This window comes from Deltaproteobacteria bacterium (genome assembly GCA_023382265.1).
In the GTDB taxonomy this organism is placed as follows: domain Bacteria; phylum JAMCPX01; class JAMCPX01; order JAMCPX01; family JAMCPX01; genus JAMCPX01.
In genome coordinates, this window is the sequence record JAMCPX010000008.1 from 1 (window position 1) to 23,926 (window position 23,926).

Consider the following 23,926-nt stretch of genomic DNA (forward strand, 5'->3'; position numbering starts at 1 on the left):
AGCCGTAAATGTCTTAAACAGTTGTAAAGAACCAGAAGCGATCACAAAAGCGATCACACCTGAGTTATAAAGATGTGTAACATATTAAAAAATAAGGTAAAAATGATGTCTGATGACGGGTTTTAAATCCGCACTTGTTCGTTTCCTGTTTTTTCAAATGCATTGATTGTATCAATAAATTGATGGACACCATTTATTTAATAGTGTATAGAAAAAAAATAATTTCCGGAGGAAGGATGAATAAAAAATATTTTGCTTCTTTGTTTTCACCGATAAAAATAAATAAGACAAAAATAAAAAACCGGATTGTTTTTCCTGCAATGCATCTCAACTACACACCCGACGGCTATATCACGGACCAAATGACCGCTTTTTTTGAAAGAAGGGCAAAAGGCGGCGTTGGTTTGATAGTTATCGGTGGATGCACAATCGATAAGATCGGTGCGGGACCTTTTATGATCAGGCTTGATGCAGATACCTTTATACCGGGTTTAAAGGGATTTACGGATAAGATGCACAAGTATGACACGAAAGTTTTTGCGCAGCTCTATCACGCAGGCAGGTATGTTACTTCATGGATGATAGGGGGTGAGACGCCGGTTTCAGCCTCTGAAGTTGCATCACGATTAACAGGGGAAACACCGAGGGCTTTAACGATAGATGAGATCAAGAGGATACAGCAGGCTTATGTGAGTGCATCACTGCGCGCTAAAAAAGCAGGCATCGACGGTATTGAAATCCTTGCCTCTGCGGGCTACCTCATCTGCCAGTTTCTCTCCCCTCTCACAAATCAAAGGACGGATGAATACGGCGGTTCTATGGAAAACAGGATGCGGTTTGGCATTGAAGTGTATAGAAAAGTAAGAGACGCCGTAGGAAATGATTTTCCTGTTATATTCAGATTATCGGGCAGTGATTTTGTTCACGGAAGCAATACGATCAATGAAACCGTTGAGTTCGCAAAGGTGCTGGACAAGGAAGGTGCAGATGCGTTCAATATAACTGGAGGCTGGCACGAGACGCATGTACCGCAGCTTACCTTCTCTGTCCCTGAAGGTGCCTTCTCCTATCTATCAATGAAGGTTAAACAGGCTGTTCGTGCGCCCGTTATTGCATCAAACAGGATAAACAATCCTGAAGCCGCGGACAGGATAATAAACGATGCATGGGCAGACATGGTTATCATGGGCAGGGCACTGATAGCTGATCCCGATTTCCCGAAAAAGGTAATTAACGGACATCTCGACAATATCAGATTTTGCATAGGCTGTAATCAGGGATGCTTTGACAATGTATTTAACGGCATGCCTGTAACATGCCTGTTAAATCCGATAACAGGAAGAGAGCATGAGATAAAAATCGGTAAGGCAAAAAAATACAAAAAAATTGCTGTAATAGGTGCAGGGCCTGCCGGTCTCGAGGCCTCTTTAACACTTGCCTTAAGGGGTCATAAGGTGAAACTGTACGATAAAGAGCCGTGGATCGGCGGTCAGCTTAATCTTGCAAGTGCAGTACCCGATAAAGAGGAATTCGCCGGACCTCTCAATTATTATGCCTGGCAACTTGAGCAGGCTGATGTGGAGAGCCATCTTGGAAATTCTATCACAAAGTCTGACATCAAAAAGCTAAAGGCGGATGAAATCATTATAGCAACGGGCGCCCAGCCTGCTGTCCCCGATATTAAAGGTTTGAAGGACGGGCTTAAGAAAGGTTATGTTAAAACAGCATGGGAGGTCCTGTCAGAAGGATTTAACGGGGTAAGGGATAATGATGATATTGTTATACTTGGCGGCGGAGCGGTTGGATGTGATGCTGCACTTTTTTTAGCGGAGGGAGGGACCATGGATGCAAGGACAGCCAGATTCCTTCTTGAGAACGATGCAGAAGATCCATTGCTTGTTAAAGAGCTGCTGAAAAAATCGACAAGAAAAATAACCATAATCGAAATGATCGATAAGATAGGAAAAGATATCGGCAGGTCCACGAGATGGACAATCCTTCAGCAATTGAGAAGGAGAGGGATAAGAACGGCAACCTCTACAAAGGTTACAAGCATAGAACCTAATAAGGTGTATGCTGAGAAAGATGGAAAAGAAACCGTATTTGAGGCAGGTATGATTGTGCTTGCAGCAGGGGCCAGGCCAAATAATCCGTTTTCAGATTTGAAAGATAAAAGGATTCATGTTATTGGAGATGCACATTCCGTTGGAAAGGCAATTGATGCAATAAGACAGGGATTTGATCTTGCACTTAAAATATAGTTATTAAAAAGAGGAGAAGTATATGAAGAGATTTCTAATAGCACTTTCGTTAGCTCTGGTTATGGGAAGTTTTATAGCTGTAGTAGCATGGTCTCAGGGAGGAAACCCGCAATGGCCTGGTACAATAGGTGTGCCGCCAGCAAAAGACATTAACAGCTCTGACTGGGTTCCTTATCTTCCATGGGATCCAAGTTATGCACAGGCAGAACCGGGATTTAAATATTATAACTCAAGTGCAGGTGTAGGTGATGAGGATTGGAATTACTTTAGTTTCAGGCCATATCTCGCAACATCATCAAATCTTAACACACCGGAACAGTTTTACGGCGTAAGCGGGTTTAGCGCTGATAAGGCATGGCAATACTCAACAGGTAATCCGCATATTTTTATAGCTGTACTTGATTGCGGCATAAAATGGAATGATAAAGAGCTGCAGGATAAGTTTCATCTTAATTATAGGGAATTACCGCCTCCTTATAATCCTACTCTTATACCAAGTAATGGTGGTTTCATAACCGGATGTGTCTGTACGACTGCTAATGGAACAACAACCACCTCCTTAACTGCACTCACATCCTGTGTTTCCAACAACGGCCATTATAATTGGTCATGCTATGACTGGAATAAGGACGGCGCTTTCAATATAGCTGATTACGATGCATCACAGGGTGGTGCCGGATACGCATGGTTTACCGATCCTTTATATCCAACCGGTAAAGAAATACAAATAACTGATCAGAACGGCAACAATTTTATAGACCCCGAGGATTTAATTATACTCTTCGGCCAGGACGGGGTTGATGAGGATCATGATGGCTATGCAAGGGATATATGCGGTTGGAACTTCAGGGATAATAACAATGATCCATGGGATCTAAACGGTTATGGTCACGGAACAGGAGAGGCAGAGGATTCAACAGCACCGGGCAATGATACGCAAGTAGGCAGCCCAGGTGTATGCCCGCAATGTCAGGTTATGCCTGTAAGGGTAGGAGACAGCTTTGTTGCTGACGGAAACCATTTTGCAGAAGGCGTATTGTTTGCAGTGGACAGCGGTGCATCTGTAATCCAAGAAGCACTCGGAACCATCGATATGCCGGCTTTTGCACAAGAGGCAATGGATTATGCTTACGATCATAATGTTCCTATTATTGCGTCGGCAGCAGATGAGGATAGTATGCATCATAATTATCCTGCCAGCGGCAACCATACAATCATGGTTCATGCCATAGCAACCAACAACCTTGGTGCAGCATCGAACCAGCCAATAACAACATTTCTTGCATTCAATAACTGTACTAACTATGGGGCACACCTTGTTTTATCGGTTCCAGGCGACTCGTGTTCATCCGAGGCAACCGGTAAATCATCGGGCATGAGCGGGATACTTGAGTCCATGGCTTTTACAGAGGGCATCCAGCTGACCGCAAATGATATTAAGCAGATACTCACTTTAACAGCAGATGATATTAATATACCAAACTCAGTACCGGGCTCAACAAACTATGACCCTACCCTTTATGAATCTCTGCCCGGATGGGATCAATACTTTGGCTACGGGAGAAGTAACCTTTATAAGGCGGTATTATCGGTTACGACCACAGCAATCCCGCCTGACGTTGACATTACATACCCGAGATGGTTCCAGACTGTAGATCCCGTTACTTCCTCAACATTAAATGTATATGGAACAGTAAGCGCGAGATGGGCAAGCTCTTATGATTATGAAGTGCAGTATGGAATAGGTGTTACGCCGGCAACATTTGTTACAGCATGCCAGCAGTCTGGCTTAACCGTCACAAAGAGCGGGCTGCTGTGTTCTATAAATTTATCAGGTATTTCCATATATAAGGGTGTGATAAATAAGGTAGAAACATGGACGGAAGGCGGTGCTAATGACTACGCACTTACAATAAGGGTCAGGGTTTTCGATAACAGTCATAAAAATGTATATGAGTTACCAACAAGCGACGCTCAGAACAGGCTTTACGGCGAGGACAGAAGACAGATTTTTGTTCATCACGATCCGGATCTTTTCCCAAACTATCCGATATACATCGGCTCTTCCATGGAATCTTCACCGGTGCTTGTTGATCTTTACGGTACCGGCAAGGATGTGCTTTTGGTAGGCGGCTCTGATGGAAAGGTATACGGGTTTGATGATAACGGAAATCCGTTACCGGGCTTCCCTCTGTCAACCGATGTACTTGATGTGTTTAATCCATCCAATCCGGCCAATACGATAAATCATTTAAACTCTCCTGCTTACGCAGGCGGTACAATCACCCCGGCATCTCCGGCGATTTTGGCAACCATTGCGGTCGGAGATCTGCTCGGCAACGGCATAACGGATATTGTAGCAGCTACAATGGATGGACATGTATATGCCTGGGATTATCACGGCAACAGGCTGCCCGGCTTCCCTGTTCATATAAACTATGCTTATTCGGATCTTGTAAATCCTCCGAATACCAATACATTAACTACAAATGTTTTGCAGTCATTAAACTGCTTAAGCTCTGATCCAAAATGCGAACCAAATCCAAAAATGGATATACCGGATCATGCTATATTTGCATCTCCGGTACTGTACCCATTAAGCGGCAAGGGGCTTGATATTATTGTTGCGGCACAGGATCAGCACATCTATATATGGGACGGCACAGGCGCGCTCATCTCGGATTTCGCTGTTTATGATCCCGACCCCTCTCATTATAGACAGTATACAAGGATATTATCTACACCGGCAGTCGGGGACATTCTCGGGAATGGGAAGGTTCAGATAGCGGTAGGAACAAACGAACTCTACAATATGGGTGGAAGGGCTTATGTCTTAAACCTTGACGGTACCATTGCAGCCGGTTGGCCGCAGGCACTATACGGTCCTCAATCAGACATATTACCGTATGTAGGTGTTGGTATTCCTGATTCCCCTGTTGTATTTAAAGATGGAACAGCACCTGGGCTGAAAGTTGCCTTTAACGTGATCTCCGGCGACCCTGTTATATTTAATCCGGACGGAACGGTTTTTCAAAACGTCGGTGGAAAAAAGTTCCCCTCAGATGTTATAACAAAAGAGACAGGGGAATTAACACTTTTATCAAATATGTCCGTAGGCTCTTTACTCGGTACAGGCGATATTAACATAGTTTATGGTGCGGTAGGACTGAATGTCCTTAATATGGCTGCATTCGGAGGCTTACGCGAACCGTTTGATCATCTTGTAGCTGCATGGAGTGTTGATAATGATGGTTATGTTGATCACTTCCCGATGCCTATAGAAGACTGGCAGATGTTTAATGACCCTATTATTGCCGATATATCGGGTAATGGTATGCCGGATATTATAGAAGGCAGCGCAGGTTATCAGTTATGGGCATGGGATGCAAATGGAGATATACCTCAGGGCTGGCCCAAGTTTACGGGCGGCTGGATGCTTGCATCGGCAGCAGTTGGAGACGTACAGGGCAATGGGTACCTCGCTGTTGCAGCGGCAACCAGGGAAGGTAACCTATATCTGTGGAAAACAAAAGGTCCTGCAAATGATGTACAGTGGCCCAAGTTCCATCATGATCTATGGAATACGGGTAATTATGAGACCGCCCTGCCTTCACAGCATGGCCCTGCTTCAAGTTCAAGTTCGGGCTGCTCTTGTAACACAACAAGTAAGACGTCAGGGACAGATGCGATGTTGGCGTTTCTCATTGCCTTGATGCCGCTTGCTTTTGTGCTTGTTATGAAAAAGAGAAAGGCAATCCATTAAGTGAATAAGGGGACAGGCTTTTTATTTTTTGTTTTTTTGTTTTATGTAGCAATAAGGCTTGTCCCCTTTTTTTTTGTTTTTGATCACACAAACAGGTTCTTTCAATTTGATTCGTACGACTATAACGAACTTGGTCAAAACATAGCTTTACACGGTTATTATGTACCAAAACCGGTAGAGCCCGGTTTAAGAAGGTCTCCGGGATACCCGGTTTACCTTGCGATAATATACAGGCTTTTTGGTGTTAATCCTGCTATTGCATTGTTTTTTCAGATTATCTTATCCGGTTTTATACCCATTTTTTTGTATTTGAATGCGAGGTTGCTCTTTTCCAAGAGCATAGGAGCGATTGCCTCGGTCATATCCATCTTTGAACCTGTAAGCATTATCTATTCAAACATGTTATTGGCAGAAACGCTGTTTGTCTTGTTCCTGCTGATGAGTACCTATTTTTTTATCAGGTCGTTAAAATCATACAATCTAACGTTTATTGCAATTTCATCCATGTGCGCTGTCATAACTGCCTATTTGAGAGCCATTGATATGTACATAATATTTGTTTTTGCATTTCTGTATTTAATTAATCAACACCTAACCCTGGGTGAACGGATAAAGAGCATGGGGTTTTTTATTATAATATTCATAGCACTCATAATTCCATGGTTTGTAAGAAATTATGAGGTGTACGGGTATAAGGGCTTCTGTTCAATTCAGGATACCAATCTTTATAACTATAGAGCTGCCGGCGTTGTTTCCGAGATTCAGGGTATATCATTAAAAGATGCACAGTCACAACTTGAAAAAGAAGTACCCGAGGGGCTTTCTCTTGCACAAACCTATCAGTTCTACAGGGATCATGCTTTGCGGATTATTCTGCATCATCCTTATGCTTATCTTGTTGTAATGCTTAAGGGCAGCATAAATATGTTGCTATCACCCGAACGTTACACGCTGTTCAAACTGTCCGGAATAAAGCCGCGGCTACTCAATTTTATGTGGCAGGGGCATAGCATGACGAAGGCTTTAAAAATGATACTGGCAGATCCGCCCTTAATAGTTGCTATGATAAGCTATCAGATTATGTTTAACGGACTTTTACTGCTGTTTGTGTTTATAGGCATTATAGTGCTTGCAGGTGAAGGATATTATAAAGAACTCCTTTTCTTGCTTACGATTATGTCATATTTTGTTGTATTATCCGCAGGCCCCGAGGCAGAGCCAAGATTCAGACTAACCACACTACCCTATGAAATTATTACCGCTTCTGTAGCAATAGCATCCATGTATGGCAGCTTTTCAAGAAGGCACTATAAAAAGACCCTGAAGTAATCTCCCAAATAGGCTGTCATCAGACTTTTCCAGAGCTTAACGTGATTTGGTACGCTGAAGTGCAGGAGTTCATGGTTATCCCACTTACGCTTTTTGGATTATAGCATTTGATAAAATCTTTAAGGTCATCATACTATAAGGCATTTCCGCAGGCCGTTGGGAAAAAGTATGATATCAGGGCGCCTGCTGCTATCTCAGTCCCAAATTTAATTCCATATCCAAGTTCTCTTAACCAATCCAGAGCAGCCTGTTTTACCGTTGATTCAGCAACCGCACTCACTGATACTTCCTTGCCTCTGTGCGCTTTTTATACAGCCGCTCTGTAAATCCGACTTCCAGCTCAAAGGCTTTCGCCTGGGCGTCAAGCTGGCGGTCCAGCAAATAACAGCACATTTTTTGACAATTTTACACTTATTGTATGATATACTCAATGTCGTATTTTCTGATCAACCCAAATAAGCATTTGAAAAGATACTGCATTATTGGGTTGATAATGCTTACACCCTCACTAAAATTGACATATTCGGCATGTTCTGTTTAAACATAATATAAATGGGCAAAATAATCTCTATTGCAAATCAAAAGGGCGGTGTAGGAAAAACTACAACGGCGGTAAACTTATCTGCAAGTATTGCTGCTGCAGAAAAGAAGGTCCTCCTTATAGATTTTGATCCGCAGGCAAATGCGACAAGCGGGCTAAGCATTGATAAAGCAGGTCTTGATAAGACCATATACGATGTGATCATAGGTAAAGACAAATTAAAAAATATCATAAAAAAAACAGAGCTTGAATATCTTTACATCGCACCGTCCAATCAAAATCTTATTGGTGCAGAGCTTGAGCTTATAAACATAATCTCACGTGAAACGAGGCTCAAAAATGCCATTAAAGATTTAAGCGATGAATATGATTATGTCATAATAGACTGCCCGCCTTCACTCGGACTGCTGACGATCAATGCTTTGACTGCTTCTGACAGCATTATCATACCGCTTCAATGCGAGTACTATGCAATGGAAGGGCTTGGTCAGCTTATGAACACGGTAGAGCTTATTACAGAGAACATAAACAATACTTTAAAAATAGAAGGTATTTTGTTGACTATGTTTGATCCAAGGAATAATCTGTCCTATCAGGTAAAGGATGAGATTGATGAACACTTTGCTTCTTTAAGATTTAAAACAATAATACCAAGAAGTGTAAGGCTCAGTGAAGCCCCGAGTTTCGGCAAGCCTATTATACTTTACGATATCACATCAAAGGGCGCAAAAAGTTATATCGATATGGCAAAAGAGCTGCTTCAAAAACATAACAGTAAAGGTTTAAAGGTGTAATATGGCAAGCAAACACAGGGCCCTCGGTAAAGGGCTGTCTGCATTAATACCGTCAAGGACGAAAGAACTTATAACAAAAGAGGGATATTTTTTATGTCCGGTATCAAAGATTAACGTAAATGAGCATCAACCAAGAAGGACATTTTATGACAACACCATAGAAGAGCTTGCACAATCCATAAAAGAGAACGGCATACTACAGCCTCTCGTTGTAAAGCCTCACGGTACAGATTATCAGCTTATCGCAGGCGAGCGAAGATTAAGGGCGGCCAAAAGGGCGGGATTAAAAGAGGTCCCGGTTATTGTAAAAGATGTTGACGGCAAGGGGCAATTACTCTTTTCGCTAATCGAAAATCTACAAAGGGAGGACATAAACCCTATTGATGAGGCAGATGGTTTTAGAAGACTCGTAGATGATTTCGGTTTAAGTCAGGTGGATGTTGCGAAAAAGGTTGGTAAAGACAGGGCAACTATAGCGAATTCCATACGATTGCTGAGGTTACCCGGCGATGTTCAAACTGCATTAAAAAACGGGAGTATATCACCAGGGCATGCAAGGGCAATACTGTCCATTGAAAACATTGACGAACAAATAAAGTTATTCAAAAAGATTATCGGTGAGAAACTAACAGTAAGGGCTGCAGAGAGCTATGCAAAACTGAAGAAGGTAAAACACAGCCATGATGAACAATCAAGCGAGGTTAAAATTCAGATAGATGCAATTGAAGATGAATTAAGAAGGCTTTTTACTACAAAGATAAAACTTCATTTCTCAAATAAAAAAGGCAGGCTTGAAATTCATTACAACTCACTTGACGATCTGGATAGAATACTGAATATTATACGAAACAAATAGGAGGCAATATGTTTGATAAAAAAGAAACCAATATAAAGCAGGAAGAGATTCACACAATAATAGGCAAGGAAAGTGCTTTTGAAGGTAAGCTGGTATTTGACGGCATTGTTAGAATAGATGGTAATTTTAAAGGAAACATAAATGCAAAAGGTAAGCTCATTGTAGGAGAAACAGCAATGATTGAAGCCGACATTGAGGCAGTTTCCATAATACTGAGCGGTGAAATCAAAGGTAATATAACGGCGTCCGATAAGATAGAGGTAAGAAGCAAAGGAAGGTTCACGGGCAATATCTCAACTCCATCGCTTGTGATAGAAGAAGGTGCTTCGTTTAACGGCAGTTCTACAATGGGTAAAAACAATACGGCACCGCTTGCACAGTAACAGCCATCCTATTGATGAATCATAAGATCATTTTTGCCCCTGCAAAGGTAAATCTATTTCTTTACGTTCTGGGTAACATGCCGGACGGTTATCATGAAATTTTTACACTGATGCTAAAAGTTTCATTGTTTGATAAGCTCACGCTTTCCGTTTTAAAAGGCGATTCCGTTTCTATTGAAACAAACATGCCCGGTCTACCCAAAGACAGCAGAAATACCGTCTATAAAGCTATAGAATGTTTTTTTCGTAACAAACCCATTGAAAAAAAACAGGTTAATATATATATAGAAAAAAACATCCCGGTTGAAGCAGGTATGGGCGGAGGCAGCAGTGATGCATCGGCAGTGCTTAAAACCTTAAATGAGATCATGCATGCTTATTCTGAAAAAGAGCTTTTCGAGATTGCAAAACATATAGGTTCCGATGTTCCATTCTTTATGGTTGATGGGCCGGCTATTGCAACGGGTAAAGGCGGCCAAATCGATAAAGTTCAAATTAAGGATCTTATATACTTCATTGTTATCAAACCGGACTTTGGGATATCCACGCAATGGGCTTATTCACATATAAATTTATTGACAAACCATGATGTAAAGCATAAGTGTTATCATAATGTGTATACAAATAAAGAGATAGCAATGTGCCTTCATAACGACCTTGAAATTGTAGCTGAGGAATACAATCCACAGATTAAGCTGATAAAGGAAAGGATTTTATTTTATGGAGCAGACGGTGCAATGATGACAGGTAGCGGCTCAGCAGTATTTGGGCTTTTTTTTGAAAAAAAAGCTGCAGAGAATGCATACCTTAAAATTTCTAAAGAGTTTACAACTGTTTATAAATTAACAAGTATATAACATAAGGAGGTAGTGGGTATGGAAATTACAGAGGTAAAAGTATTCCCGGTGAATGAGGAAAGGTTAAAGGCTTTTGCTACAATAATTTTGGATAATTGCTTTGTAGTAAGGGACCTGCGTATAATCAATGGAAACAATGGATTATTTGTAGCAATGCCGAGCAAGAAGATGAAAGACGGCAGATATAAAGATACTGCACATCCACTTAACAATGAAACAAGGCAAAAAATAGAGGATCTTGTAATAGGTGCGTACAAAAAAGAAGTTGATAAAGATAACAGTGTACCTGCAATAGAACAGGCATAAACTATACATTTTCCCTTGGGGTGTAGACAAGTGGTAAGTCAGCAGACTTTGGATCTGCCATTCGGAGGTTCGAATCCTCCCGCCCCAGATAAAAACAATTGATATGGACAGAACATTAAAAATATTTAGCGGTAATTCCAATATTAAACTTGCGGAAAATATATGCAGCCACCTTTCCACGAAACCGGGGAAGGCGATGGTTACAACTTTCAGTGATGGAGAGAGCAGAGTCGACATCAATGAAAATGTAAGAGGGATGGATGTCTTTGTGGTTCAATCACTGTCAATGCCTGGTAATCATAACATTATGGAATTACTTATTATGATAGATGCCCTAAAAAGGGCATCAGCCCAAAGGATAACCGCTGTTATTCCATACTATGGATACGCGAGGCAGGATCGGAAAGTCAGCCCGAGAACGCCCATTTCTGCAAAGCTTGTAGCAGATCTTCTTACTACGGCCGGTACACAAAGGATATTGACAGTAGATCTGCACGCCGGTCAAATACAGGGATTTTTTAATATACCGGTTGATAACCTCTATGCTCTGCCCGTTTTACTTGAATATATTAAATCAAATATTAAAGATAATATAGTTGTTGTGTCGCCTGACGCGGGCGGCGTAGAAAGGGCAAGGGCATTTGCAAAGAGATTGGATGCAACTATAGCTATAATAGACAAAAGAAGGCCAAGCCCGAACGTATCAGAGGTAATGAACATTGTAGGTGATGTGAAAGGTAAGTCGGCACTAATCGTAGATGATATGGTAGATACGGCAGGTACGATAACACAGGCTGCAGAGGCACTGTTAAAACAGGGTGCTTCACAAGTTTATGGCTGTACAACGCATGCCGTACTATCTGGAAATGCGGTTGAAAGGATAGATAAGTCATTTATAACAGAGCTGATCGTGACGGATACCATAAAGCCCGCAGAGCGTACTTTACAATGCAAAAAAATTATCGTAATCGAGATAGCGCATCTGCTGGCAGAAGCTATACAACGTATACATGAGGAGACATCGGTAAGTTCTCTTTTTATTTAGAAGAAAAATATGTTTAAAACCTATTTATAATAAAGGTTCATGCGAGGAGAAAAAATGGAAGAGTTTACAATTGAAGCAGAGTTAAGAACAGGGTTGGGCAAAAAACCTGTCAAGGCTATAAGGAAGCAAAATAATATCCCCGGCATTTTATACAGTGCCGGCAAACAGACTATGCACATAACGGTACCTCTGGCGTCTGTAAAATCCATGCTAAAACTTGGAACAAATGAGCTTGTGAAAATCAATATCAAAACGGATTCGCAGGTTGTACAAAAAATTGCTCTTATTAAAGATGTCCAGAAGCATGTAGTAACTTATGAGCCTTTGCATATAGATTTTTACGAGATAGCAAAGGATAAGCCTATAAAGATCAACGTACCTGTTATGGTTTCCGGCAGGTCAAAGGGTGTGGAACTCGGCGGTATATTACAGATACTCGCAAGAGCACTAACTGTGAAATGCCTTCCCACAGCAATACCAAAGCATATAGAGATTGATGTAACAGAGCTTGCAATAGGTCATACACTGCATGTCAGAAACCTTACACCGATAGAGGGTTTAGAGTTTATAGACAACGCCGATATGCCTGTTGTACACGTACTTGTTCCTGCTAAAGAAGAAGTGGTTGCCACCGTCACAGCAGAGGTTGCGCCAACCGCCGCAGAGCCGGAGGTGATAAAGAAAGGCAAAGAAGCCAAGGAAGGTGCAGAACCTGAAAAGACGGCTCCGGAAGAGCATAAGGCAAGGCAGGAAAAAGAAAAGAAGTAATAGGCACTTTTGTTTAAACATTTTAAAAAAATACATAAGCCGGCTTTTCTTGTAGCAGGGCTTGGTAACCCTGAAAAAAGGTATGAACATACAAGACATAATGTTGGTTTTTTATTCGTATCCTTTTTTGCGAAAAATTCCGGCATAAAGATCAAAAAAAAAGAATTCAATGCTTTTACGGGTTATGGTGAGGTTGAGGGAAACAGTTTGCTTATTATGAAACCTTTAACCTATATGAATCAGAGCGGCATATCTATCAAAGCTTCCATATCGGCATACAAAATAAAGTATGAGGATGTTATAATAATTCACGATGATATGGATATCGATAAGGGAAGGGTAAAACTACAATACAAAAAAGGCAGTGCCGGGCATAAAGGGATCCAATCCATCGTAAATAACATTGGACAGGACGGCTTTTATAGAATAAGAATAGGCATAGGTAAACCGGATAATAATGATGATCCTTCTGATTATGTGCTTGATGCCTTTTCAGACCGGGAAATGGAAAAACTTGATGTGCTTTTTGAACAAATATCTCAAGGATTGATTATGTTCATTAAAGGAGATAGGCAAAAAGCAATAGAATTTATAAATAACATAAGGGCTTAGTATGGGTTTTAGCTGCGGTCTAATAGGACTTCCGAATGTTGGGAAATCAACCATTTTTAATGCATTAACTTCAACAAGAGTTTCTGCGGAGAACTATCCTTTTACAACCATCGAACCTAATATAGGTATAGTCGATGTTCCGGACAAAAGGCTTGAGGTTCTCGCAAATATAGATCACTCGGAGAAAAAGGTTCCCACCACGCTAAAATTTATTGATATTGCAGGACTTGTAAAAGGTGCTTCAAAAGGTGAGGGGCTCGGTAACAAATTTTTAAGCCACATCCGTGAGGCTGATGCAATTGCGTATGTTGTCAGATGCTTTGTAAATAAGGATATCATTCATGTAGAAGGCAGTGTGGATCCTGTCCGGGATATTGATATCATAAATACGGAACTTCTCCTTGCTGATCTTGAAGCTGTAGAGAAAAGACTTGATAAAGCGTCCAAATCAGCCAAGAGCGGCGACAGAAAATTAAAAGAACAGGCAGATTTTTTTCAAAGGCTTTCCAGCCATCTTGCAGAAGGAAAAAAAGCCATAACGCTCAACATGGATCCTGAGGAAACAAAGATTCTGTCGGAAATAACGCTGCTAACTGCAAAGCCCTCAATGTACATTGCAAATGTTGGAGAGGATGGACTTTCAGGCAATGGGAAAGAGGCTGATTATATAAAACTGGTTGAAGCAGAGGCAAAAAAAGAAGATGCTGGGATAATCGTTATATCAGGAAAACTCGAAACAGAGCTTGCAGAACTAACCTCTGCAGAGCGTATAGATTATTTAAAGGCGATTGGAATAGAGAGATCGGGGCTTGATGTTATGATAGAGAATGGATACAGACTATTAAACCTTTTAACCTTTTTCACATCAGGACCAAAAGAAGCCCGCGCTTGGACTATTGTAAATGGAACAAAAGCGCCACAGGCAGCGGGTAAAATACATTCGGACTTTGAAAGAGGCTTTATAAAAGCAGAGATTATTTCTTATGATGATTATGTTAGAGCAGGCTCAGATGTAAAGGCAAGAGAACTTGGGCTTTTGAGAATAGAAGGCAAAGATTACATCATGCAGGAAGGTGATATATCTCACTTCAGGTTTAACATTTCCAAATAATAGTTCAGAGAATGTAGATTATAAAGCAGACATGCAGGGGCGATTCCACGAATCACCTCTGCAATAAAATACGCATTTTGCCCTATGTAAGTTTATGTGCATGCAGTATGCATTATTTTTTAAAGGAGGAGACTATGCATAAAAAATTTGGGGTTTTTATCTTTATCACAATTTGTTTCGTGAGCACATACGTGATAGAGCTGATAATGATCCTGAAAGGCTTCAGCATGACTATAGAACACGGGTTTACCGTTTTACATTCGTTATCCGGCATGTTCATGCTGGCGGTTATCACCTGGATTCCCGCGATATCCGCCTTTGCCACCGGAGAAGGACTCAGCAGTATGGATATCAGGATCGGCAGACTTTCCACGTACATTTACTCAATGTTTTTGATCCCGGCATGTTTCATCCTTATATACCTCGTAACGTGGTTTCTGGGCATCGGACACCCTGACTGGCAGCTTACACATTTCTGGCATCTGAGCATCAATATCAATCATGGTACCTTAAATATCCCTCCGCCCAAATTTATCCTGCCGGTACTTTTCCTGTTTACGATATTTATTTCTCCATTCATCTTCAGCCTGTTTGCTTTTGGTGAGGAGCTCGGGTGGCGCGGATATCTCCTGCCAAAACTCATGCCCCTGGGAAAAAAGAAGGCTTACATCATCATCGGGATCATCTGGGGACTATGGAATGCACCCATGATTTTTATGGGGCTTGATTATCCGGGACACCCGGTTCTTGGAATCCTGATGATGATTCTTTTAACTACTTCACTGGGCATATATCTCAACGAGATGAGGCTCAAACATCGCAGTTCTGTACTTGCGTCATGGATTCATGGACTTATAAACAGTCAGGTGTACGGTGTATGGCTCCTGTTATTCCCTAAAGTCAATCCTCTAATCGGAGGGATTACAGGGATCGTGGGGATCGTTATCTTTTTCTTGCTCGGGATACTCGTGGTGAAACGGTTTTCAATATCGCATTTTCCGGGTTAATACCTTATAAAAATACCTGCTGATATATTGTTAAGTGTGTTTATATCCTGATAGTTTGATGTTGCTAATTGTAAAGGGAAGGGATAGTAAGTAAATCTTGAGTATAAAATCAACTTCCATAACCTACAATCAATCTCTGCAAACAGAACGGGATAATTATTCGGCATGGATGTAAAATAGTACATGGCTCCTGCCTCAATGCCAAGCTTATTAAGCAGTGTAAAATATAAAGAGTCATACAGTTTGAAAAAATCGTACGCATAATTATCGCTATAATAATAAAACCTTGTATTAAACGAGATTAATCTTGATATATAAACTATACCCCCAATGCTCCCAATGCCTGCATTATAACTATTGTTAAGCCCTGAAGAGCCGTTTATTGAAAGCTGCAATATAAACGGATTTGATACAGGTATGTAAAATTGCAAACCAATTGAACCAACCCGATCTCCTAAACTATCTGAATAATATGATAGATTACCAAGCAGGCTTAACCTTTCTAACGGATTCCAAAACATGCCTGCAAATACCGTGTTGAACGTATGTTTTTGAGAATCAATATTAAGATCGTATCCTGCTATACTATATATCCTCGCGTACGAAATCGAAGGGCTGAGGGACATAATAATACTGAGCAGCAGTAATTTACTTTTTTTGACAATCATAACCCATTAAGGGACTATCACATTTATGCTCTTTGGCAGTATGTCAAATGTTGCAGGCAGCATACCGGGCTGTTCACCGTCAACATCAAGCAATACCCTGTCTTTGGATGTAAGTTCCACACGAATCGCATGTGTATAGCCAACCATAGGACCGTTTATGTGCGTGCCTTTATATATTTTTGAAGAGTTTCTTATAAAATCTATGAACCCTGCCTTGCCGATTGTAACAATATCAAACATGCCGTCGTCCGGTACTGCCTTTGGAGCAATGTGCATGCCCCCGCCGAAAAACTGACAATTAGCAATGGCAAGCATACTGATCTCGGTATTATAAGGTTTGTTGTTATCAAGCGTTATTGTGATATTTTTATTCTTGTAGGTGATAAGCGTCATGATAGTTCCCCATAAAAAGGAAATAAAACCGCCGAATACCTTTGTTGTTCTGTTTACCCTGTCCACCGTTTCACCCCCAATACCAGCGTCTGCTATATTGATGAAATACCTTATTGTTTCATGTCCGTCGTGTGATACGAATTTAATTTTACCGGTATCCATGTCCATTGTTTTTGCATTTTTTATAACCTTCACTGCATCCCGATACGGTTTTGGTATACCCATTGTTTTTATAAAATCAGCCCCTGTTCCCATTGAGATTACTCCAAGGACTGCCTGCCGGTTTATCGGTTTATCATTTTCAAAAAATCCATTTAAAACTTCGTTCAGTGTTCCATCACCGCCAACGGCTATAATACGGTTAAAGCCCGATTTTATGGCCTTCTTTGTAATATCTGGTGCTGTGTACCGTCCTGTTGTAAATGCAAATTCTAAATCGCCTATGGCCACTGATAATGCCCGTTCTATATCAGGCCAGAGTTTTTCTGTTCTTCCATTTGCGGACCTGAGATTGACAACGGCAAATGTTTTTAAATGCTCATTCATTGCAGGTATGCTTATTGTTTTGCCGGCACGATATTGTGCTGCCGCCCGTAGGTTTCTTTTAAGATAAGAGACAGCAGAAAGGCAATAACAAACATTGCCATGAGCAGCCACATGCCATTACGGAAATCGGATGTTTTTTCCCCGATAAACTCCATGGTATAAATGGTTGCTATTGCCCCGGTTGCGCCAAAGACCCATAACATGCCGGTTGCGCTGCCTGTTAACTTTTCTCCAACAACCTCTATGGTCATCTGGAATATTATAGGTAAGAGGGATATTACTAAAAACCCGAGGATTGCCGCAAGCACGATTGCCGTTGTGTAGCTTGTTGTTTGCATCAGAGGATACATAAAAACACCGGCGGCTATTGTTCCAGTAACAAGGAATGGCTTTCTTCTTTTAATCAGATCGGACAGGATGGGGATAACAACTGCACCAACAATGCCGCCTGCAACAAGGATACCAACTATGATACCGCTTTGCTCTTCTGTGAACCCCTGAGGGCCTAAGAGCTTATCCAGCCAGTTTGTAATGCCGTTAAAAAAACCAACTCCTATAAACATGATCAGTGCAAGTATAATCATATCCTTAATTTTAAAAAGTTTTTTGTATGCTTCTATAGGATGGTATGCCTGTCTCTCCTTCTGTAACGATATACTCATAGATGGGTTATCCTTTGCCAGCAGTAGGAATAATAGAGATCCCGATACGGTAACACCGTCGTATATAGCAATTACATGGAATAGACTTATGGATTTAATAATTATTGGGGTAATGACAAGAGCAGCTATCATGCCGATAAACATAGCCATGGAAGCAAAACCGTTTGCAATGGCCTCTTCATTCTTATTAAACCATACGGATGCGAGCTTTGCGCCACTGTTCACAATAAAAGGCTGGGCAATTGCAATACCAATTTGACCCGCAAGGATCCATGCATAACTATCCGATCTAAGCCTGAGCAGCACGGCAACAGCCATGATGACCGATCCAACTCCCACGGTAAATTTAAATCCTTTTGAATCGAGAATAGCACCTACAGGCAGTGAAAGCAGCAAGTTGAATATATTGAAAACCGACAGGAGCAGGACAAATTTAAAATCGGTTATATTCAGCAGTTTTTCGATGGTAGGCTGTATTGGGGCAAAATTGAGCCACAAAAATTGTGTAAGAATGACCTGAAACATGAATAATAAAAGTACAACCCATCTGTATGAGCTATAAGCGGATTTACTGTTTTCCATATACCCTCCTTATGCTATTTTTTTAGCATAGGTACAAACAAATGCAAACGATTTAGACGGTTTAATGGTTTAAGTCGTTCAATGTCCTATGTACGTATTATTTTTTTGCCGGGATGAGTACAAGTGTAGTAAAACTATCGGGTGAAAAATACTTTTTTATTATATTATTCATATCCTGTCTTGTTACAGCTTTTATATGAGAAGGGAATTCCGTAAAATAATCAATACCCTGTTCGAACAGCTCATCATAAGCAAGCATGCTTGCTACTGTTAGAGCAACCTGCTTACGATTATCATAGTCAGAGAGTACATACCTTTTACTATATTCTATTTCATCATCATTAACCCCATAATCATACAGCTTTGCGAGCTCTTCTTTGATCACTTCCAATGATGCCTCTACTTTTTCTGCGGATGTAGCTGTATGAATACCAAACCAGCCTTTGTTTTTATATTTCGTTTCTCCTGTTGTGTTGACCGCATAACACAATCCACGTTTATCCCTTAATTCCAAAAAAAGCCTTCCACTCTGGCTACCCAGTATCTGATCAAGCAGTATCAACGGGAATCTATCCTCGTGATTAACGGGCATGGTAAGTACACCGGTTATTATGTGTGCCTGTTTTTTTTCCATATCATATCTAACGGTTTTGGACTTATGAAGAACCGCATCCACTGTATGGGTATCTGGAATATGCATCTTGCCGGTCTTGATTTCTGATAGATAGCTGCTAATCTGTTTAAGAATTTTAAATTTATCAACCGCACCGGCAATTGCAATAACACCGTTTTTACCGGCTACCAGGTTCTCATGGCTGGTAATCAAAGACTTCCTATCGATAGACTTGAGTGTATGCTCATCACCCTTTTCCTGGATACTTAAACGAGTGCCTTTATATATAAGTTTTATAAATTCATTTCTCGCCTGAAGGGCTATATTATCTTTATCTATTTTTAAACCCGATATTATATCTTTTTTTGTCTTCGCCAGCTCTTCCTCTTTAAAAACAGGGTTCAAGAGCATGTCCGAAAATATGCTTAACCCATCCGGGATATAGGTGTTCAGAAATTCACCGATTATGCCGAACGATTGTTTTGTCCGTAATGTCGTAAACATGCCCGATATATTGTCGCTCTCCCTTTCTATATCACTTTCACTTCTGTAATGCGTGCCCTTCCTAAGCATCATTGACATAACATTAATAAGACCTATCTGATCCTTTGGTTCTGATAAGCTGTCTGCCAAGAATACACCCGATACTGCAACTGCGGGTATTGTATACTTTTCTTTTACAATTATCCTGAGTCCGCTATCCAATGCAGCTATAACGGTATCTTCAGAACGCTTTATCTCATAATGAGGTTCTCCTGATTTAACACTATGTTTATTTAAAATCCTCAGATTTGATTTTAACAGATCAGTTTTTTGTGGAACAATCGTTACAACATTAAGATGTTCCGGCTTAAAATATAAATCAACAACCTCGGCAATACTCGCGGCATCGACTTTATCAATTTTCGTGGGATAATCAACAATATAATCAAGCCCCCCCATCTCTACAATAGCTTCACCGATTTTCATGCCCCGTTGTTTAACCGTTTCCATATCATATATGAACATGCTTTTTAACATCTGTTTTGCTCTTTTGATTTCTTCATCTGTTGGTATGCGTTTTGCAACTTCTGTGATGGTGTTTACGATTTTATTTATAGCAGCCCCAAGTTTATCCGGTTCTGTGGTACCGCTTATTGTAAAAAATCCTGTATACTTGTTTGAGAAGCTTGACACATTTATACTATCAACAAGCTTGCTTTCATCCTTAACAATGCCAGGCAGCATTGAGGTATCATTACCTCCAAGTATGTATGCCAATACATCCAGTGTATAAGCATGCTGATGGGATATCGGTTTTGAAACAGCACCAATAGCATAGTATGTGTCCTTTGTATCCATATTTTTGATAAGTATACGCTGGTTTGTCTGCCTTAAAATAATGGGCCTTATTCTGTTTATCTCGCCTGCGCTTTTTACCCATGAAAATTCATTATAGGCAAGCCGTTCAACCTGATTAAAAGGAACATCTCCCACTATAACAAGGTTAATATTGGATGGTATGTACCCTTTTTTGTAATAATTTAAAATCGTATCTCTTGTAAATGACTTTACAGTATGCTCATACCCGATAACAGGCCTGCTGTAAGGATGTGATTTATAACTGGCTTCATAAAGGTTTAAAAATAATAATTGATAGAGGTCATCCTGACCGCGCTTTATTTCATCAAGTATGACCTCTTTTTCTTTTATAAGTTCGTTATCATCAAAAGCTGGCGTTAACAGGGTTTGTGCAAGAATGTTCATTGCGTTTGAAAGATATTCACTTCTTATAGTGATGTAAAAAACCGTTTCTTCAAAAGATGTAAATGCATTGATATAACCGCCGAGTGATTCGATTTCTTTTGCTATTTCTTTAATCCTCTTATCAATGGTGCCTTTAAAAAACATATGTTCTATAACATGAGAGATACCTGCAAGCTTTGGGGTTTCATCTGCACTGCCCATACTTACCCATGCCTGTATTGATACAAGTGGTACGTCAGGTACATGTTCATAAAATACCTTTAATCCATTTTGTAAGATAAAGGTTTCTATCTTTTGTTCTTTATTGTTTCTAAAAGACACATTATCTAGTTTCATTGTGTAAGATTTTGTATGAAACCGCATAAACACTCCTTAAATGATATATAATGAATATGTATACGCAAGATGTCAAGTCAACCAAAGATATTAAAAGCATTTATAATTCAACAGGTTATAGCGTGGGGATAGAACAAGTTCAAAAATTGTTAAATTACAGCCTCTTATCAATGTAAAAGAGCAATTGTAATAAGTCCAACAATCTCTGATAATTCGCAGAATGTCATGATTATTCCATCACTTACAGTAAATTTACGTTTTTTTATATAAAGATATGAAGTGTATATAAATCCATACATCATTATAAGCAACACAATGCCCTTCCATAACAGCAATAATCCTAAAATTATTGCCATTATACCTGTTATGTATACCTCTTTTTTATCTGTTTTTTGTATAAGTTGTTGATTGTTATCTATCTGAACCGGTGTAAAACGTAATAAATAATTCATAAATACAATACCTGCCCTTGATATAACCGGAACAGCAAGCAATACGCCGCCTTTTATGAGAAAAGAAACCCTGTAAAAGGCAACCGCTTTTAAGCTCAGCAGCGCAATAATTATAACAGCCATATTTACACCAATGCGGTACTGCCCTGCATTATGTACAATGCCACCATTCATCTTAAATCCATCCGTTATCTGCTTCATGCTGTTAGAAAATCTCTTTGGATCGATTCCTTCTGCGATAAAGAACCACACAAAAATAATTATAAAATCTTTTATACCCTCCGGAAGAAATCTCCTTAGCATAAGGTTCAACACATAAAGTACCATACCGATAAAAAAGCCTGTAACAGGGAACATGATAATGGCTTTTTCTGTATCTACCTTTTCATTTATCTTCAATGGTACGCCGGTCAGAAGTTTAACAGCATAGAAAAAATTTTTAAACATATCTCAGCCTATAAATCTATCGTCCGATAGCTTAAAAACGGTTTTTATTCCATTAATGAGATCCGGATGCTTTGGCTTTTGTATCATTATAACATTTCCGTTATCCATAAGGCATAACCTGTCAAAGAATGCCGCCGCTATGTTTAGTTCATGCATTGCAGAAATAATTGTTATACCATTCTTGTTAAGTTTTTTTAATGTAGACATAAAGCTCAGCTGATGTCCTATGTCAAGATGCGATATCGGCTCATCAAGCAACAGAAACTCGGGCTGTTGAGCAATCGCCATTGCGAGCATTACCCTTTGTTTTTCTCCCATTGAGAGTGTAAAAAACCTTCTATGATATAATATTTTTATATCGGTTAGCTCTATTGCATCTAATATAGCCTTTTCATCCAAATCCGATGTATGCGAAAATATGTTCAAATGAGGATACCTTCCGAGTCTGACCATCTCGTGAACAAGATAGTCGAACGGCATATCTATAGATTCCGGTACGTACGCACGTATACAGGCAAGCTTTTTTATTGGTATCTCGTTCAACGCTTTATTTCCAATCTTTATATTACCCGTTTTGGGTTTTATAATACCGGCAATAAGCCTGAGTAATGTCGTTTTACCGGAGCCGTTAGGTCCAATGACACCTATCATCTCTCCCTTATCAATATGCATGCTAAGGCCTTCTATCTTAAAGGTGCTGTTTAATGACACGCACAGATTATCGATACTTAGATACATATTAGAACCTGTAACCCTTTTTTGCCTTTAAAAGCAGAAATAGAAAAAATGGCGCCCCTATCAATGATGTTATGATTCCAACGGGTACATCAACGGGTTTTAAAATGATCCTTGCGATTAGATCTGATAAAAGCAGAAATACGGCACCAATAAGAAAGCTCATTATTATAAGCCTCTTATGCGAAGGACCTATTAATAATCTTGTTATATGCGGAATCACAAGTCCTACAAAACCTACAAGTCCGCTAAGATACACGGCTATACCGGTAAGAATTGCGCCAATAGCCATTGCACCTATCCTCGTATATTCAACATGCATACCAAGGCTTAATGCCTTTTCATCCCCGAGTGCCAGGATATCAAGCTTATCTGTTATACCTACAGCAAGGAATACAAGCACTGCAAACACCACACTGATAAACATAAGCTCGTGCCATGTTGTTTCCCTTAGCCCACCCATAAGCCAAAGCATTATTGAGTAGATCTTTATTTGAAGTGAGTTACTCACTATTATGACAAATGCCATTATAGAACCGAGTAGAGCGCTTATAGCAAATCCTGCAAGCACCAGATATAGAGGCATCGAAGAGCCTGAAGAACGCGATAAACCGTATACAAGCAGCATTGCACACATTGCACCGACAAATGCAGAGATTGAAACAGGTACATAAGTAAATAGGAGTGTTTGTGCAATTGTGGCCCCGAGTGCAGCACCCGAAGAGATGCCAAGTATGTACGGATCCGCAAGAGGATTGCGGAGTATGCCTTGAAAAATCACACCGCTTATTCCCAGTGCACCGCCCACAATAACACCTGCAATGGCCCTGGGTAACCGCAAAGATAATATAATGGTGCTGTCCACATTTGTGGAATGATGAAAAATCGCTTTAACCACATCAGAGAACGGGATGTTAACAGGCCCTATAACTACGGCAAATATAAATGTTATAACAAGGCATAGAATAATTAATACCCATATAAATGTTTGTCCTGTACTATTTTTGCTTTTTTTTATAGAATGATCCATGATCTTCTTATACTTGCAAAAAGGAAAAATTCAATAATTTGAGTAAATAAATTCATTTCTTAAAATATGACGATATATTAAAA

General features: G+C 40.1%; 21 protein-coding genes, 1 tRNA gene and 1 pseudogene. 14 read left to right on the forward strand and 9 right to left on the reverse strand.

The annotated features are described in order from the left end of the window. Positions 1 to 236: 236 nt before the first annotated feature. The 3 genes from M1381_01355 to M1381_01365 are packed head-to-tail and all read left to right on the forward strand — an operon-like array spanning position 237 to position 7,353. Complete coding sequence (locus M1381_01355) at positions 237 to 2,261, forward strand: NAD(P)/FAD-dependent oxidoreductase (protein ID MCL4477736.1); 2,025 nt, start codon at positions 237 to 239, stop codon at positions 2,259 to 2,261. 22 nt (positions 2,262 to 2,283) lie between these two features. Continuing rightward, positions 2,284 to 6,024: a S8 family serine peptidase gene (locus M1381_01360; protein ID MCL4477737.1), complete on the forward strand. Its 3,741-nt coding sequence runs from the start codon at positions 2,284 to 2,286 to the stop codon at positions 6,022 to 6,024. Then, positions 6,025 to 7,353 carry a glycosyltransferase family 39 protein gene (locus M1381_01365; GenBank protein MCL4477738.1) on the forward strand — a complete coding sequence of 443 codons (1,329 nt, stop codon included), beginning with the start codon at positions 6,025 to 6,027 and terminating at the stop codon, positions 7,351 to 7,353. It abuts the gene before it with no gap. A gap of 133 nt (positions 7,354 to 7,486) precedes the next feature. On the opposite strand, the gene M1381_01370 is transcribed toward M1381_01365, so the two are convergent. Together M1381_01370 and M1381_01375 are read right to left on the reverse strand one after the other, a co-directional pair. After that, on the reverse strand, positions 7,487 to 7,633 hold the full coding sequence (locus M1381_01370; protein ID MCL4477739.1) for a hypothetical protein: 147 nt from the start codon (positions 7,631 to 7,633) through the stop codon (positions 7,487 to 7,489). After that, positions 7,630 to 7,746: pseudogene (locus M1381_01375) on the reverse strand (four helix bundle suffix domain-containing protein). The gene M1381_01370 and the pseudogene M1381_01375 overlap by 4 nt, the downstream one beginning before the upstream one ends. A 159-nt stretch (positions 7,747 to 7,905) precedes the next feature. On the opposite strand from M1381_01375, the gene M1381_01380 reads away from it, so the two are divergent. From M1381_01380 to M1381_01430, 11 genes are all read left to right on the forward strand, one after another. After that, positions 7,906 to 8,688 (forward strand): AAA family ATPase, encoded by a 783-nt coding sequence (locus M1381_01380; protein MCL4477740.1) that lies wholly within the window; start codon positions 7,906 to 7,908, stop codon positions 8,686 to 8,688. 1 nt (position 8,689) lies between these two features. Next, positions 8,690 to 9,544 (forward strand): ParB/RepB/Spo0J family partition protein, encoded by an 855-nt coding sequence (locus M1381_01385; protein ID MCL4477741.1) that lies wholly within the window; start codon positions 8,690 to 8,692, stop codon positions 9,542 to 9,544. Positions 9,545 to 9,552: 8 nt separating this feature from the next. Then, positions 9,553 to 9,927, forward strand: a complete 375-nt coding sequence (locus M1381_01390; GenBank protein MCL4477742.1) for a polymer-forming cytoskeletal protein — start codon at positions 9,553 to 9,555, stop codon at positions 9,925 to 9,927. A gap of 14 nt (positions 9,928 to 9,941) precedes the next feature. Then, positions 9,942 to 10,784, forward strand: a complete 843-nt coding sequence (ispE, locus tag M1381_01395) for a 4-(cytidine 5'-diphospho)-2-C-methyl-D-erythritol kinase (protein MCL4477743.1) — start codon at positions 9,942 to 9,944, stop codon at positions 10,782 to 10,784. A gap of 18 nt (positions 10,785 to 10,802) precedes the next feature. Further along, positions 10,803 to 11,090 (forward strand): septation regulator SpoVG, encoded by a 288-nt coding sequence (spoVG, locus tag M1381_01400; GenBank protein MCL4477744.1) that lies wholly within the window; start codon positions 10,803 to 10,805, stop codon positions 11,088 to 11,090. A 16-nt stretch (positions 11,091 to 11,106) separates the two neighbouring features. Beyond that, positions 11,107 to 11,178: transfer RNA gene (locus M1381_01405), tRNA-Gln, on the forward strand. 15 nt (positions 11,179 to 11,193) lie between these two features. Beyond that, a complete protein-coding gene (locus M1381_01410; protein ID MCL4477745.1) occupies positions 11,194 to 12,135 on the forward strand; it encodes a ribose-phosphate pyrophosphokinase in 942 nt (313 codons plus the stop codon). A 54-nt stretch (positions 12,136 to 12,189) separates the two neighbouring features. Continuing rightward, positions 12,190 to 12,903: a 50S ribosomal protein L25 gene (locus M1381_01415; GenBank protein MCL4477746.1), complete on the forward strand. Its 714-nt coding sequence runs from the start codon at positions 12,190 to 12,192 to the stop codon at positions 12,901 to 12,903. A 9-nt stretch (positions 12,904 to 12,912) separates the two neighbouring features. Further along, a complete protein-coding gene (pth, locus tag M1381_01420) occupies positions 12,913 to 13,515 on the forward strand; it encodes an aminoacyl-tRNA hydrolase (GenBank protein ID MCL4477747.1) in 603 nt (200 codons plus the stop codon). Position 13,516: 1 nt separating this feature from the next. Further along, positions 13,517 to 14,626, forward strand: coding sequence for a redox-regulated ATPase YchF (gene ychF, locus M1381_01425; GenBank protein MCL4477748.1), 1,110 nt, complete (start codon positions 13,517 to 13,519; stop codon positions 14,624 to 14,626). 134 nt (positions 14,627 to 14,760) lie between these two features. Continuing rightward, a complete protein-coding gene (locus M1381_01430) occupies positions 14,761 to 15,633 on the forward strand; it encodes a CPBP family glutamic-type intramembrane protease (GenBank protein MCL4477749.1) in 873 nt (290 codons plus the stop codon). Here the strand turns inward: M1381_01430 and M1381_01435 are convergent. The 7 genes from M1381_01435 to M1381_01465 all read right to left on the reverse strand — a co-directional run bounded on the left by M1381_01435 (position 15,630) and on the right by M1381_01465 (position 23,843). Next, a complete protein-coding gene (locus tag M1381_01435; protein MCL4477750.1) occupies positions 15,630 to 16,301 on the reverse strand; it encodes a hypothetical protein in 672 nt (223 codons plus the stop codon). The two genes, M1381_01430 and M1381_01435, sit on opposite strands and share 4 nt — an antisense overlap. Positions 16,302 to 16,307: 6 nt before the next feature. Then, a complete protein-coding gene (locus M1381_01440) occupies positions 16,308 to 17,240 on the reverse strand; it encodes a diacylglycerol kinase family lipid kinase (protein ID MCL4477751.1) in 933 nt (310 codons plus the stop codon). Positions 17,241 to 17,251: 11 nt separating this feature from the next. Continuing rightward, positions 17,252 to 18,484: an MFS transporter gene (locus M1381_01445; GenBank protein ID MCL4477752.1), complete on the reverse strand. Its 1,233-nt coding sequence runs from the start codon at positions 18,482 to 18,484 to the stop codon at positions 17,252 to 17,254. A gap of 97 nt (positions 18,485 to 18,581) precedes the next feature. Then, entirely contained in the window at positions 18,582 to 21,206 is a 2,625-nt protein-coding gene (locus tag M1381_01450; GenBank protein MCL4477753.1) for an insulinase family protein, read from the reverse strand. Between the two features lie 140 nt (positions 21,207 to 21,346). After that, positions 21,347 to 22,078, reverse strand: a complete 732-nt coding sequence (locus M1381_01455) for a hypothetical protein (protein MCL4477754.1) — start codon at positions 22,076 to 22,078, stop codon at positions 21,347 to 21,349. A 3-nt stretch (positions 22,079 to 22,081) separates the two neighbouring features. Continuing rightward, positions 22,082 to 22,750, reverse strand: a complete 669-nt coding sequence (locus tag M1381_01460; GenBank protein MCL4477755.1) for an ABC transporter ATP-binding protein — start codon at positions 22,748 to 22,750, stop codon at positions 22,082 to 22,084. A 67-nt stretch (positions 22,751 to 22,817) separates the two neighbouring features. Beyond that, positions 22,818 to 23,843, reverse strand: coding sequence for an iron ABC transporter permease (locus M1381_01465; GenBank protein MCL4477756.1), 1,026 nt, complete (start codon positions 23,841 to 23,843; stop codon positions 22,818 to 22,820). Positions 23,844 to 23,926 lie beyond the last annotated feature (83 nt).

Coding starts and splice junctions, on each gene's coding strand:
- M1381_01430 (MCL4477749.1), top strand. CDS start 14,761: ATGCATAAAAAATTTGGGGTTTTTATCTTTATCACAATTTGTTTCGTG.
- M1381_01410 (MCL4477745.1), top strand. CDS start 11,194: ATGGACAGAACATTAAAAATATTTAGCGGTAATTCCAATATTAAACTT.
- M1381_01385 (MCL4477741.1), top strand. CDS start 8,690: ATGGCAAGCAAACACAGGGCCCTCGGTAAAGGGCTGTCTGCATTAATA.
- M1381_01440 (MCL4477751.1), bottom strand. CDS start 17,240: ATGAATGAGCATTTAAAAACATTTGCCGTTGTCAATCTCAGGTCCGCA.
- M1381_01355 (MCL4477736.1), top strand. CDS start 237: ATGAATAAAAAATATTTTGCTTCTTTGTTTTCACCGATAAAAATAAAT.
- M1381_01360 (MCL4477737.1), top strand. CDS start 2,284: ATGAAGAGATTTCTAATAGCACTTTCGTTAGCTCTGGTTATGGGAAGT.
- M1381_01455 (MCL4477754.1), bottom strand. CDS start 22,078: ATGTTTAAAAATTTTTTCTATGCTGTTAAACTTCTGACCGGCGTACCA.
- ispE (MCL4477743.1), top strand. CDS start 9,942: ATGAATCATAAGATCATTTTTGCCCCTGCAAAGGTAAATCTATTTCTT.
- M1381_01390 (MCL4477742.1), top strand. CDS start 9,553: ATGTTTGATAAAAAAGAAACCAATATAAAGCAGGAAGAGATTCACACA.
- M1381_01465 (MCL4477756.1), bottom strand. CDS start 23,843: ATGGATCATTCTATAAAAAAAAGCAAAAATAGTACAGGACAAACATTT.
- spoVG (MCL4477744.1), top strand. CDS start 10,803: ATGGAAATTACAGAGGTAAAAGTATTCCCGGTGAATGAGGAAAGGTTA.
- M1381_01380 (MCL4477740.1), top strand. CDS start 7,906: ATGGGCAAAATAATCTCTATTGCAAATCAAAAGGGCGGTGTAGGAAAA.
- M1381_01450 (MCL4477753.1), bottom strand. CDS start 21,206: ATGCGGTTTCATACAAAATCTTACACAATGAAACTAGATAATGTGTCT.
- ychF (MCL4477748.1), top strand. CDS start 13,517: ATGGGTTTTAGCTGCGGTCTAATAGGACTTCCGAATGTTGGGAAATCA.
- M1381_01415 (MCL4477746.1), top strand. CDS start 12,190: ATGGAAGAGTTTACAATTGAAGCAGAGTTAAGAACAGGGTTGGGCAAA.
- M1381_01435 (MCL4477750.1), bottom strand. CDS start 16,301: ATGATTGTCAAAAAAAGTAAATTACTGCTGCTCAGTATTATTATGTCC.
- M1381_01460 (MCL4477755.1), bottom strand. CDS start 22,750: ATGCATATTGATAAGGGAGAGATGATAGGTGTCATTGGACCTAACGGC.
- M1381_01445 (MCL4477752.1), bottom strand. CDS start 18,484: ATGGAAAACAGTAAATCCGCTTATAGCTCATACAGATGGGTTGTACTT.